Here is a 13,067-nt window from a genome sequence, read left to right as displayed (position 1 = left end):
AAGTCGCTGTGTGCGGGCGGCGAAATCGGGCACGGTCGGGGCGTGATGGCGAACTTCGTCACGGGACGCTGGACGGCCGAGCTGGAGGACTTGTTCCTGCGGGTGAGTGGGCGGTTCGGCCGGGTAGAGGTGCGGCGCCGGATGCGGGACTACGTCCGGGGCCTGCTGGGCCCGGTCGGCCGCAAGAACAGCCGGCCACTGGCCGAGTACGCCGGTCACACCGGTCCCTATGGGTTGCAGCATCTGCTGTCGTGGAGCCGATGGATCCCCGATGAGCTCCGCGATGACCTGCAGGACTACGTGGCCGAACGGCTCGGCCGCCCGGACGGCGTCCTGATCGTGGATGACACAGCGTTCATCAAGAAAGGCATCGTCTCCGCAGGGGTTCAGCGGCAGTACTCCGGTACCGCCGGACGGACCGAGAATTGCCAAATATGCGGTCTTCGCTGCCTATGCGTGCAGCCGAGGGCGGACGCTGGTGCTGCGGGTGGCTGCGTCCCGGCTGCCGATCTCCTGGATCACGGCGGACAGCGCCTACGGGCAGGACTGCTCCTTCCGCCGGATGCTCGGGGAAGCCGGCGTCGGCTACGTCCTGGCAGCTCCGAAGTCCCAGCTCGGCCGTTCCCTGCCAGGTGTCCACCGGGGCCGAGGGGTCACGGCCGCAACGGAACCGACGGTGGCCGTCAGACCCGCCGCTGCCACGAGGCCGATCGTCGCCCCGAGGGCGCGCAGCCGAGGCATGTGCCTGGGGAGCCGGGCTGTGGCGTTCGGTCGTCATTGCGGGTCTCCTCCCAGCGACCGTCGCCGACACGCTGTTGTGGGCGTACGAATGCGATGGCGTCTCAGCGCTGCCAGCTGCCGGCACCGCAGAAGCCGTACCGCTGTCCTGGGCGGTGCCAGCGAGCGGCGGTGCGGCACGGACGGATTCTGGGAACGGACTGGTGGGCGGCCCGGGCGAGGACTACGGCGGTCAGCGCGGCGAGTTCCTCCTCGTCGGCCTAGCCCTTCTCCACGCGGAATACGGGGACGGTCACTTCTGTGTACCTCACTGGGGTGGGTTGCCGTGCTTGCGCAAGGGCAGATCGGCGTGCTTGGTGCGGAGCATTGTGAGGGAGACGATGAGGGTCTGCCGGGTCTCGGCGGGGCCGATGACGTCGTCGACCAGGCCGCGCTCCGCGGCGTAGTAGGGATGCATGAGCTCGGCCTTGTACTCCTTGACCATGCGTGCCCGCATGGCTTCGGGGTCCTCGGCCTGGGCGATCCGTTTGCGGAATATGACGTTCGCGGCGCCCTCGGCGCCCATCACGGCGATCTCGTTCGTCGGCCAGGCGTAGGTCAGGTCGGCACCGATCGACTGCGAGTCCATGACGATGTACGCACCGCCGTACGCCTTGCGCAGGATCAGCGAGATCCTCGGCACGGTCGCGTTGCAGTACGCGTACAGCAGCTTCGCGCCGTGCCGGATGATCCCGCCGTGCTCCTGGTCGACACCGGGAAGGAACCCCGGCACGTCCAGGAAGGTGACGATCGGAACATTGAAAGCGTCACACATCTGCACAAAGCGCGCAGCCTTCTCGCTCGCCTCGATGTCCAGCACACCGGCCAGCACCTGCGGCTGGTTGGCGATGATGCCGACCACCTGGCCGTCGAGGCGGCCCAGCGCGCAGATGATGTTCCGCGCCCAACGCTCGTGGACCTCCAGGTACTCGCCGTCGTCGACGATCTCCTCGATGACCTTGGCCATGTCGTAGGGCCGGTTGCCGTCCGCCGGGACGAGGTCGAGTAGATCGTCGGAGCGCCGGTCGACCGGGTCGGAGCACTCCACCCGCGGCGGGTTCTCGCGGTTGTTCTGCGGCAGCAGGGAGAGGAGGTAACGCACCTCGGCGATGCAGGTCTCCTCGTCGTCGTACGCGAAGTGACACACACCCGACGTCTCGGCATGCACATCCGCGCCGCCCAGACCGTTCTGCGAGATCTCCTCACCCGTCACCGCCTTGACCACGTCCGGGCCGGTGATGAACATCTGCGACGTCTCACGCACCATGAACACGAAGTCCGTCAACGCCGGCGAATACGCCGCGCCGCCGGCGCACGGGCCCAGCATCACACTGATCTGCGGGATGACACCGGACGCCTTGGTGTTGCGCTGGAAGATGCCGCCATATCCGGCGAGCGCGCTGACACCCTCCTGGATCCGGGCGCCCGCGCCGTCGTTCAGCGACACCAGCGGCGCACCCGCCGCGATCGCCATGTCCATGATCTTGTGGATCTTCGTGGCATGAGCCTCGCCCAGCGCACCACCGAAGATCCGGAAGTCATGCGCGTACACGAAGACCGTACGGCCCTCGACCGTCCCCCAGCCGGTGATGACACCGTCGGTGTACGGCTTCTTCGCCTCCAGCCCGAAACCCACCGCCCGATGCCGGCGCAGCTGCTCGACCTCCTGGAACGACCCAGCATCCAGAAGCAGCTCGATCCGCTCCCGCGCCGTCAGCTTGCCCTTGGCGTGCTGCGCCTCGGTCGCCTTCTCACTGGGGCCGCGCAACGCCTGCTGCCGTACATCGGCCAGGGATGTCACAGCAGCTTGTATGGCACTCATCTTGTTCTTCCCTCTCTGCGGAGCAAATGACGGACCGCCAGGGAGCGGGTGGTGTGTTGTGTCGGGGGATTCGCCGCCTCACACCACCCGCGGTTTTGGTGCCGACCCGTTTACCGCGTGGCCTCTTGAGCGGGCGTGAGCAGAGAGAGCACGTGTTCGATGAGTCCCGTGGCGGTGGGGTAGTTCCAGAGGACGGTGACAGGCAGGTGGATGTCGAAGAGTTTCTGCAACCGTGCGCAGACTGCGGTTGTCATGACGGAATCCAGTCCGAGTTCACTCAGGGGCCGGCTGCGGTCCAGCTCGTCGGCGGGGATCTTCATCTCGCGAGCCAGACGACTCACGATCTCGTCGCTCACCCGCGTGGCCAGTTCCTCGGCAGGCAGGGCACGCCACTCGGATTCCGGCCGATTCAGGTCGGCGGCCGCCGTTCCCGACGGCGGAGCCAGTTCCTCCAGGATGTCCTCCTCCGTGTTTTCGTGGGCGGACCGGCCTGTGGGGTGCAAGGCGCCGAAGCGGGTGCCGGGCAGCCAGGCGCGCAGCCTTCCTTCCTCGTCGCTGATGGTGATGTCGACGACGTCGTTGGCCCGGTCGGTGAGACGGATGTCGACGTAGCCGGTCTCGGGTGCCTCGCCCATGACGCGTACCTCTCGGATGTGGGCGGGCATGCGCACCATCGGTTCCCCGCCGTAGATGACGGGAACGACGCCGAGAGCCGCGTCCAGCAACGGGGCCCAGGTGATCTGATCGCCCGGCACCGCCGGGGCATGGATCTTGGCTCGGATGATCCCGTCCCCGGCGAGCAGCTCTTCCACGGTCCAGGGCCACGCGATGCCTTCTACGCCGATGGCGTCCAGACGACCGATGACGATGGACTCGTCGGCCTTGTGCAGCCCTTCGGGCTTCTTGACCGTGATCTGTTCCACGGGGAACGGAGCGGCGTTGTCGGCCATGGTGCTGGAGGTCGTGTGCACGAGCCAGTTGCCGGGTCCGTGTCCGGCGACGTTCGTGGGGCGAGTGCTCAACCGGAGCGTCAGCCCTTCCTGGACGACCTGCACTTCGCGCGGAGTGGCCAGTGCGATCGGGAACTTCAGCGAGACATCGAACAGTGCCTTGGCACCGCCCTGGCCGGGGGCCGCCTCCAGGAACGTGTGAATGATCGACGATGCCGGAACGATGGAGGTTCCGTGCAGGGCGTGGCCACCGGGGAAGGGACGCGTGGCGTCGTCGAGGTAGGTGGTCCAGACACGGACCGGGGTGTCGATGCCCACGTCGACGGGGCGTCCGAGCAGAGTGTGTCCGGTGACGTCGTGCTGCTGCGGCGTGGCGGCAGCCGCAGGCAGTTGGGCGTCGAGCCAGTGACGGCGGTGCTGCCAGGCGATCGGCGGCAGTTCGGCCAGCTCCCCCTCGCCGTGGAGTGTGCGCCAGTCCACAGCCTCGCCGTCGGCGTGCAGGGCGCCCAAGTTGGCCAGCACAGAGCGTAGTTCGGGCTTGTTCCGGCGCAGGGTGTGTCCGACGTGCCCCGCGGATATCTCCAGATACGCAAGGGTCTCTGCGATCGAGTGGGCAACCACGGGGTGAGGGGAGACTTCCAGGAACCTCCGGTGGCCGTCCTCGACGGCGGCGGTGACCGCCTGCGCCAGCCGCACCGGGTTGCGCAGGTTGGCCACCCAGTACTCCGCGTCATGCTCGGCCCGTGTCCTCGGGTCCGCCGACACCGTGCTGTAGAGCGGGACAGCGGGCCTGCGAGGCGACAGTTCACGCAGCGCCTCGCGTAGTCTCCCCGTCAGCGAGTCCATGTGCGGGCTGTGGAAGCCCACGTCGGAATTGACCTGCCGTATGGGCAGTCCCCGCCCGCTCCACTCCTGGACCAGCGCGGTGACCGCCCCCGCGTCCCCGGAGATCACCGTGGACGTGGGCGAGGAGGCGATGGCCGCGCCCAGTGCGGGGTTGTCCGCGAGCCGCTCGGCCACCTCGGCGAAGGGCAAAGCCACCATCGCCATGGCCCCCTGACCCGCGACCTGCCGGAGCAGTGTGGAACGGCGGCCGCTGAGCCGGGCGCCGTCCGCCAGGCTCAGGGCACCCGCCACCACCGCCGCGGCGATCTCCCCGACCGAGTGCCCGATCACCGCTGAAGGCCGGTGCCCGCTGGCACGCCAGACCTCGGCAAGACCGACCTGGACCGCGAAGATCATCGACTGGGCTCTGTCGACTGCCTCGAAGTCTCCCTCTTCGATGGCCTGACGGGCAGAGAAGCCAAGTTCCTCTTCGAATATCGGGTCGAGCTCATCGATAACCGCCGCGAACTCGGTACTCATGGTGAGCAGTTCACGGCCCATCCCCGCCCACTGCGAGCCGTGACCGGAGAACACCCACACCGTGCCCTTGTCCGTGCCACGGCGCACCAGCCCCTCGACCACGGCCTCCGGCAGGTCTTCGGCACCTTCCGCCAGCGCGCGCAGTCCCTCCACCAGCTCCGCCCGGCCGGCTGCCACCACCACCGCGCGGTGGTCCAGATGGGTACGCCGGGTGGCAAGCGTGTGTCCCACAGCCGCCAGCGGCGTGTTCGGGTGTCGCTCCAGCCAGTCCGCGAGCCGTCCCGCGTACGCGGACACTCCCTCCCGGGACCGATAGGACAGCGGATAGGCCGTCAACGGCACATCCGCGGCGCCCTCCGTATCCGCGGATGCCGCGTCCTGCTCGCGCACCGCGGGAGGAGCCTCCTCCAGCACCACGTGCCCGATGGTGCCGCCGTATCCGTAGCCGGAAACACCCGCACGGCGCGGATGGTCGCCCTTGGGCCACGGCTGGTGCTCGGTCACCAGACGCAGCCCCCATTCCTCCCAGGGGATGTCCGGGCTCGGTTCGCCGGCCAGCACCGTCGCGGCCATCTCCGCCTCACGCAGCATCAACGTCGCCTTGATGATGCCCGCCACCCCCGAGGCCGGTTCGGCATGCCCGATGTTCGACTTCACCGAGCCGATCCAGCACGGCTCGTTCGCCGGACGCCCCGCGCCGAACACTGCGTGCAGCCCCGACGCCTCCACCGGATCGCCCAGACGGGTACCGGTCCCGTGTGCCTCGATGTAGCCCGCGGTCGCCGGGTCCACACCCGCACGCTCCCATGCCAGCTTGAGCAGTTCACGCTGGGCGTCCGGGTTCGGCGCCATGATGCCGCTGGTGTAACCGTCCTGTGCGACGGCCGTTGCTTTGACCACCGCCAGGATCCGGTCCCCGTCGCGCTGCGCGTCCGACAGACGCTTGAGTACGAGGACGCCACAGCCCTCGGCCCGCCCGTACCCGTCGCCCTCCGCGTCGAAGGGCTTGCTGCGCCCGTCGGGAGACAACGCACCCGCCGCCTCAAGGGTCAGCGTGTACGCGGGCGACAGGATGATGTTCACGCCGCCGGCCAGCGCCAGCGACGTCTCTTCGGACAGCAGACTCTGGCACGCCAGATGAACAGCCACCAACGAGGCCGAGCACGCCGAGTCGAGCACGAAACTCGGCCCGTGCAGGTCCAGGACGTGCGACACACGGTTGGCGATGCCCGTCAGCTGCGCCCCGATTCCGGTCCAGGGCTCGATGCGCGGCAGGTCCTCCAGCAGCCGCCGCCCGTAGTCGTCCGAGCAGGTCCCGATGTACACCCCCGCATCCGTCCCGGCCACCGAACGCGGCGCCATGCCCGCGTGCTCCAGAGCCTCCCACGCCACCTCCAGCACCAGACGCTGCTGCGGATCCATGAACTCGACCTCACGCGGTGTGATCCCGAAGAACTCCGCGTCGAAGCCATCGACGTCGCCGATGAAGTTTCCGGGACGTTCAGCCCGGCGCAGTGCCTCGCTGAACTCCGGGCTGATCTTCGTGTAAGGACGCCAGCGATCCTCAGGGGTCTCCTCGACGGCTACCTTGCCCCCGGACAGAAACCCCCAGAAGGATTCAGGCGAATCGATGCCGCCTGGGAACCGGCAACCAATGCCGACCAAAGCGACTGCCTCTTTCTTCTCCACTGCCGTTCCAATCCATGAAGTGAGGACTTGCAGGGAATCAGTGCCAGAATTCATCGTCACCTGGAGCGGTCAGCCCGGGAGTGGCACAGCCACCGGCGGCACGGACCGTACCCGGTGCAGGCCGAGGTTCTCGTGGATGTCGAGCGCGGCGGTCGAGCGGTTGAGCGTGATGTAGTGCAGGCCCGGCGCGTCTTCGGCGAGCCGGGCGGGGAACACCGCGTTGCTCAGTTCGGCGAAGCGCCGGATGCCGCTCTCCCGGTCCGGCGACCTCGGATGGCGTTCGGGGAAGGCCGCCACACCGACGCCGAAGTTCACTGGCTCCGTATGTCACCGACACAAAGGTCGGGGCGTACGACTCTATGCGTCGTATCGACCTCCACAGCGACTGCTCCGTGCGTGGGGACCGGGGCGGGAAGAACTCGAATGAGTACGAGGTCCGGCCCGGTTCCGGTAAGCGGCGGGGCGGCGTCGGCGGATTCATGCGGTCAATCCCTCCAGGTGGGGTGCGACGGCCCTTGTCGAGGCCGGCCCGTAGGTGTCCTCGACGCGCCGCAGCACGTTCGCCGGATCGGCGGTGTATCCCTGGGCTCCGAGCCCCTCCAGCGCGAGAGAGGCAAGGGCGCACCCGAGCCTGGCGGACAGATCCAGCGGCTCCCCCCAGCACACCCCGGCAAGGAATCCGGCCCGGAAGGCGTCTCCGGCACCGGTCGGGTCCATGATCTGCCGTGGTGTCGCGGCGCGGACTGTGCGCGGGGCCTCACCTGCGGCCTCCATGCGTACGCCGGCCGCGCCGAGCGTGGTCAGCCACACCCCTACGCGGGACAGCACGTCGGCGTGTGACCAGCCCGTACGCTCCTGGAGCAAGGATGCTTCGTACTCATTGGTGAAGAGCCATCGTGCTCCGGTGACAAGCTGACGGGCTTCGTCGTGGCCGAGCCGGGCCAGCTGCTGCGAGGGGTCGGCTGCGAACGGGATGCCCAGGGAGCGGCTTTGCTCGGTGTGGATGAGCATGGCGGCCGGGTCGTTCGGGGAGATGAGCACGGCACCGATGCCACCCGCCCGTCGTACCACCTGCAGGAGGTCGATGTCGCGTGCCTCCGCCATGGCTCCGGAGTAGAAGGAGGCGATCTGGTTCTCCTCCCTGTCCGTCAGACACACGAATCGTGCGGTCCGACGCTCGGACGAGATGTGCACGAAGTCCGTGTCGACCCCGGATTCCTTGAGCCGGACGCCGTACTCGCCGAAATCCCCGCCCGCCGCTCCGACCAGGACCGGTGCCTGGCCGAGGCTGCCGAGCCCGTAGGAGATGTTCGCAGCGACGCCGCCGTGCCGGATTTCCAGGTCATCGACGAGGAATGAGAGCGAGATGGTGTCGAGCTTCTCCGGAATGAGCTGTTCCGTGAACGTCCCGGGAAAGGCCATGAGGTGATCGGTGGCTATGGAACCGGAGACGGCTACACGCACGATGACTCCTGGTGTTCGAGGGGGCGGCGGATGTTGCGGGCGGGTCTCCGCGCGCACGCGCAGCGGCTCACCGGTGGGCAGGCCGCAGGTTCCCGCGCAAGCCGGAACCCCTCGCCGACCTCCATCGCCCAGCTCAACTTTGCAGACCCAGCAAACGGCCATGGTAACGACGTCCAGGTCCCGTGTAATCAGGGTTAACCCTCAATTCCCGTGTTTCTTCGGCTGATTAATCGGCAGGCTGAACAGCGTTGACAGGCGCACCGTGTTGCGTAGTACACTCACGCAGAATTCAGCTCAACTGACAGTTGAGAAGATTCAACTGTGGATGACCGACGGGAAATCGCAACCGACGGGAAGTCAGATGAATCATCCGTTCCTCGATATGCTGGGCAGTTTCGGAACCAGCGAAGCGATGATCTTCAACGGGTCCGCCAGCTCTTATGCGGACCTGTGCGACATGGTTGCTTCCTGGGCGCGGGAATTCGATCGGTGCGACGTGCGCCCCGGGCAAGTGGTCTGCTTGGAAGCGGCCTATACCCCCGCTTCCTGCGGGGCTCTCCTCGCGCTGATGGCACGCCGGGCGATCGTCGTCCCGCTCGCTCCGCTGCCGGCCGCGAAGCGGGCCGAGTTCCTCGACCTGGCGCAGGTCGAGAAGGTCGTCAGCCTTGATGCCGACGGCAGCCCGACGATCGCTCCGACCGGGGTCACGGAATCCCACCCGCTGTACGGACGCCTCAGGCGGGCGGCGACCGGTGGTCTCGTCCTCTTCAGCTCCGGAACCTCGGGGCGCAGCAAGGCGTCCGTGCTCGACCTCTCCAAGGTGCTCGGCCGGTACGGCGCCCCGCGGCGGGCGAAGCCGAAGCGCACGTTGTGCTTCCTCACGCTCGATCACATCGGTGGGATCAACACGTTCCTGCACACTCTGAGTCAGGGCGGCACGCTCATCACCATTCCCGAGCGGACCCCGGAAGCGGTGTTCTCCGCCATCGAGCGGGATTCGGTGAACATTCTGCCGACGACCCCGACATTCCTCAACCTCGTACTCATCTCCCGTGCATACGAGAGATATTCGACGCGATCACTGGAACTCATCACCTATGGCACGGAGCCCATGCCGGCGCACACATTGCGACGGCTGCACGATGCCCTGCCGGATGTCCGTCTCAAGCAGACCTACGGACTCTCCGAACTCGGCATCATGCCCACTCGGTCGCGCAGTGACGATTCGCTGTGGCTGGAACTGGGAAAGGCCGGTTTCGACTACAAGGTCATCGACGGTGTGCTGTGGATACGCTCCGACATGGCCATGCTCGGCTATCTCAACGCGCCGGCCGACTTCGACGACGACGGCTTTTTCAACACCCAGGACGTCGTCCAGCTCGACGGTGACTACGTGCGCATCCTCAGCCGGAAATCGGAGCTGATCAACGTCGGCGGGGAGAAGGTGTACCCGGGCGAGGTGGAGAACGTCCTGCTGGAGATGGACAACATCGCCGAGGTCACGGTGTGCGGTCTGCCGAGTCCGGTGACGGGCACGGTCGTGAAGGCCACCGTCCGGCTGGTCGAGGAGGAGGACCACCAACAGGTCTCCGCTCGCGTACGGGAATACTGCCGCAGCCGTCTGGAGCCGTACAAGGTGCCGCTCTCCGTGGAGGTCTCGACCGCGCGGCAGTACTCCGAACGCTTCAAGAAGATCAGGGCTTCCCGGTGAGCGGGGCCGACGAGGAGCCTCGGGTCGCTCTGGTCAGCGGGGGGAGCAGAGGACTCGGCCGACTGCTGGTCGAACGCCTGCTCGCCGACGGGTGGCGGGTGGCCACGTTCAGCCGCGAACCCGCCGTCGGCCTCGGCGTGGACGCCGGCGGCGGGTACGACGAGAGCAGATTCTTCTGGGGACGCGCCGACCTGACGGACCCGGGCTCGCTGCGGGCGTTCGTCGCCGAGGTGCAGCGCCGGTTCGGACGCCTGGACCTCCTGGTGAACAACGCGGGCCGGCTCCACGAGGGCCTCCTTCTCACCACCCCGCTGACCAAGGTCACGGAGCTGATCGCGGTGAACCTGACCGCCTCCGTCGTCCTCGCCCAGTGCTGCGCGAAGCCCATGGTCAAGAACGGCGGCGGAGCCATCGTCAACGTGTCGTCGATCAACGCAATCAGAGGCTTCCGTGGCGTGTCGGTCTACGCCGCGGCGAAGGCCGGCGTCGACGGCTTCATGCGAAGCCTGGCCCGGGAGCTGGGCGCGTTCGACATCCGGGTCAACTCCGTGGTGCCGGGCTTCTTCGACAGCGACATGACATCACACGTGCCCGAACAGCAGCGCAAACGCATCGAGGGCCGCACCCCGTTGGGGCGCCTTGGCACCGCACAGGAGGTCGCCGACGCCGTCCTCTTCCTCGCCTCTCCCGCTGCCCGGTTCATCACCGGACAGTCCATCGTCGTCGACGGAGGAATCACATGCTGAAGACCACCGAAGTCCGCACCATCGTGTACGAAGTCGTCGCCGCCCTGCTGCGCGAGGACAGCCCCGAGGTCCCGGAGCTGTCCGGAGACCAGGAGCTGAGCGCCCTGGGCCTCAGCTCGCTGACGCTGGCCCGGCTGGTCATCGAACTGGAGGCGGCCACCGGGGTCGACCCCTTCTCCGAGGATGTGGTGCTCTCCGACGCCAGGCACCTCGACGACCTGGTGGGCGTGTACGAACGCGCCCTGGCCGCCTGCGGCGCCTGACGGACGGGAGGAAGAGATGTCCAAGCCGTCGAGGGAGACCTTGATCGTCGTTGGTGACCGCTTCGAGGAGTTCCTGCGCACCCCGGGCACCATCGCGGCGTCGGCAGTGGGGGCACGTCTGGAGGCGGGGGACACCGACGGCCTCGACCTGATGGCCGGTCAGGGACTGTCCGCGGAACTGCTGGCGGAGCTGGACAAGCACTGGTCGGCGCAGAGGCCCGCCCCGCTGGAGCTGACCCACAAGCGGCGGATGAAGAATGTGATGGTCGGCGAACCGACGAGGGCCGACGACTGCTATGAGGTTCCGCTCGTTCTCGACGAACGGTGCGAGACCCTGGAGGACCATCTGACGGGCCGGCATATTCCGGCCGTCGCACTGACCGAGGCGGCCCGGCAGACCTGGACCGCGGTGACGGAGAGGTTCTTCCCCACCGGCCTCGACCCGGCCAGGTTCGTGATCGACGACTTCCACGCGTCGTTCCACGCCTTCGTCTTCCCGCTGCCCGCCACGCTCGGCTACGAGGTGCTGGAGCACGAGCCGGGCACCGTGCAGCATCGCTTCCACTCCATGGTCCGCGTGCGCCAGTCGGACGCCGTCGCGGCCGAGATCGAGGTCCGCTTCCGCGTCGTGGCCGAGAAACTCGCGGACAAGCAGGAGGCCTTGGTCGCGCGGCAGGCCGTGGCCGACTGCCTCCGCGGGTGAGCAGCGCCACCCGTGTAACACCACACATAACCACCAACCGAAGCAGGAGTCAGTCAATCGTGAGCGCCACCGGAAACATAGGGAACTTCACCACCGTGGACACGGCCCCGGACAGCGGCTGGTTCATCGGCTTCATGGACATCGCCAACGCGCTTCCCGAGTACCGCGTGATGAAGGACGAACTGGCGGCCGCCATGGGCGACCTGGACGGCAAGACCGTCCTGGAGGTCGGTTGCGGCACCGGGGACGACGCCAGGGAGGTGGCCGCCCTGGTCGGTGAAGGCGGCAAGGTCGTGGCGACGGACCTGAGCACCACCATGCTGGAGGAGGCTCGGCGGCGCAGCGCGGGGTCGACGCTGCCGGTCGAGTTCCGGGTCGCGGACCTGAGCGGTCTGGACTTCCCCGACGACACCTTCGACGCCGCCCGCGCCAAGCTCGTCCTGATGCACTGCGAGGACATCGAGAAGGGCCTCGACGAACTGGTCAGGGTGGTCCGGCCCGGCGGCAGGATCGCCGTGTTCGACTACGACTTCGACACCACCATCGTCGATCACCCGGACACCGAGGCCACCCGCCGGGCCATGCGCTGCTTCTCCGACGGCCATCGCAACAAGTGGAGCGGCCGCCAGCTGCTGCGGCGGATGCGGGCCAGGGGCCTTCAGGACGTGACGATTTCGCCGCTCACCGTCGTCATGCCGTTCGGCTTCTTCCGCACGCTCGCCGCCGGCCGGCTCGCGAACGCCCAGGAGAGCGGTCAGCTCGGCCTCACGTCCGAAGAGCTGGAGCAGTGGTGGCTGCCGCTCCTGCGGGCCGAGGAGGAGGGGACGTTCTTCGCCTCGTTCACCGGCTTCGTCGTCGGGGCGGCCAAGCCGTGAGGAACGCCCAGGCCGGTACGGGCGCCTACGCCTTCTTCGACGTCGACGACACGGTCGTACGGCTGAAGACGATGTTCAGCTACCAGGAGTACTACTACACGCACACCGGCCTCCTGCCTTCCGTCCTGGGACGGTGGCGTGCGGAGAGGTACGAGGCGACGCGCCGGCGTCAGCTCGCGCAGGGCCGCCCCAGGGAGTTCATCAACCGGACGTACTACCAGACGTTCCGCGGCAGGCGCCCCGAGCAGGTGGCCGATCTCGCCCGGCGCTGGTACACGGAGGTGCGTCACCAGGGGGACGGGCTGTACCTGCCGGGCGCGCTGCGCGCGCTGCGGGAACGCCAGGAGGCGGGGGACGAGGTGGTCTTCGTGTCCGGCTCGATGGTGGACATCCTCCGGCCGATCGCCGAAGAACTGGGTGTCACCAGGATGCTGGCGACCCGGCTCGTCACGGAGGGCGGCCGCTACACCGGCGAGATCGTGCCACCGCAGACCATCGGGCTCGGCAAGGCGGAGGCGGTCCGTTCCTTCCTGCGGGACTCGGGTGCGTCGCCCGCCGTGTGCTGGGCGTTCGGCGACGACCGCTCCGACCTGCCGATGCTCGCCGAGGTCGGCCATCCCGTGTTCGTCTCCGCACAGCCCGAGATCGCCGAACTCGCCGGCACGCACGGCTGTCAGCTGATCCGCCCTTGATCCGGTGCAA

At 67.9% G+C, this 13,067-nt stretch carries 9 protein-coding genes and 3 pseudogenes; 7 read left to right on the top strand and 5 right to left on the bottom strand.

What is annotated here, in order from left to right:
• Window positions 1-45: 45 nt before the first annotated feature.
• Window positions 46-613, top strand: a pseudogene (locus IE277_RS50210) (IS701 family transposase); the annotation flags it as partial.
• Window positions 614-842: 229 nt separating this feature from the next.
• Here IE277_RS50210 and IE277_RS41690 read toward each other — a convergent pair.
• The 5 genes and pseudogenes from IE277_RS41690 to IE277_RS41670 all read right to left on the bottom strand — a co-directional run.
• Window positions 843-986 (bottom strand): annotated as a pseudogene (locus IE277_RS41690) (acyl-CoA carboxylase epsilon subunit); the annotation flags it as partial.
• Between the two features lie 59 nt (window positions 987-1,045).
• The gene (locus IE277_RS41685; RefSeq protein WP_229882401.1) at window positions 1,046-2,599 is read right to left on the bottom strand and encodes an acyl-CoA carboxylase subunit beta; all 1,554 of its coding nucleotides are present in this window, start codon (window positions 2,597-2,599) and stop codon (window positions 1,046-1,048) included.
• 110 nt (window positions 2,600-2,709) lie between these two features.
• The gene (locus tag IE277_RS41680) at window positions 2,710-6,579 is read right to left on the bottom strand and encodes a type I polyketide synthase (RefSeq protein WP_229882400.1); all 3,870 of its coding nucleotides are present in this window, start codon (window positions 6,577-6,579) and stop codon (window positions 2,710-2,712) included.
• A gap of 93 nt (window positions 6,580-6,672) precedes the next feature.
• Window positions 6,673-7,084, bottom strand: a pseudogene (locus tag IE277_RS41675) (methylenetetrahydrofolate reductase).
• Window positions 7,081-8,067 carry a carbohydrate kinase family protein gene (locus IE277_RS41670; protein ID WP_189958931.1) on the bottom strand — a complete coding sequence of 329 codons (987 nt, stop codon included), beginning with the start codon at window positions 8,065-8,067 and terminating at the stop codon, window positions 7,081-7,083. Before IE277_RS41670 ends, IE277_RS41675 begins: the two are co-directional and overlap by 4 nt.
• A 325-nt stretch (window positions 8,068-8,392) precedes the next feature.
• Here IE277_RS41670 and IE277_RS41665 point away from each other — a divergent pair, with 325 nt between their 5' ends.
• The 6 genes from IE277_RS41665 to IE277_RS41640 are packed head-to-tail and all read left to right on the top strand — an operon-like array spanning window position 8,393 to window position 13,057.
• Window positions 8,393-9,778, top strand: a complete 1,386-nt coding sequence (locus tag IE277_RS41665) for an ANL family adenylate-forming protein (RefSeq protein WP_229882399.1) — start codon at window positions 8,393-8,395, stop codon at window positions 9,776-9,778.
• Complete coding sequence (locus IE277_RS41660) at window positions 9,775-10,524, top strand: SDR family NAD(P)-dependent oxidoreductase (RefSeq protein ID WP_189958930.1); 750 nt, start codon at window positions 9,775-9,777, stop codon at window positions 10,522-10,524. Before IE277_RS41665 ends, IE277_RS41660 begins: the two co-directional genes overlap by 4 nt.
• A complete protein-coding gene (locus IE277_RS41655) occupies window positions 10,518-10,787 on the top strand; it encodes an acyl carrier protein (protein WP_189958929.1) in 270 nt (89 codons plus the stop codon). The genes IE277_RS41660 and IE277_RS41655 overlap by 7 nt, the downstream gene beginning before the upstream one ends.
• 16 nt (window positions 10,788-10,803) lie before the next feature.
• Entirely contained in the window at window positions 10,804-11,490 is a 687-nt protein-coding gene (locus IE277_RS41650; RefSeq protein ID WP_189958928.1) for an AfsA-related hotdog domain-containing protein, read from the top strand.
• A gap of 59 nt (window positions 11,491-11,549) precedes the next feature.
• Window positions 11,550-12,365 (top strand): methyltransferase domain-containing protein, encoded by an 816-nt coding sequence (locus IE277_RS41645; RefSeq protein WP_189958927.1) that lies wholly within the window; start codon window positions 11,550-11,552, stop codon window positions 12,363-12,365.
• Window positions 12,362-13,057, top strand: coding sequence for an HAD family hydrolase (locus IE277_RS41640; RefSeq protein ID WP_189958926.1), 696 nt, complete (start codon window positions 12,362-12,364; stop codon window positions 13,055-13,057). Before IE277_RS41645 ends, IE277_RS41640 begins: the two co-directional genes overlap by 4 nt.
• Window positions 13,058-13,067 lie beyond the last annotated feature (10 nt).

Origin of the sequence: Streptomyces alanosinicus (genome assembly GCF_014650595.1) — a bacterium.
Classification (GTDB): domain Bacteria; phylum Actinomycetota; class Actinomycetes; order Streptomycetales; family Streptomycetaceae; genus Streptomyces; species Streptomyces alanosinicus.
Note: the sequence above shows the minus strand (reverse complement) of the source record. Positions and strands in the feature narration are given on the sequence as shown.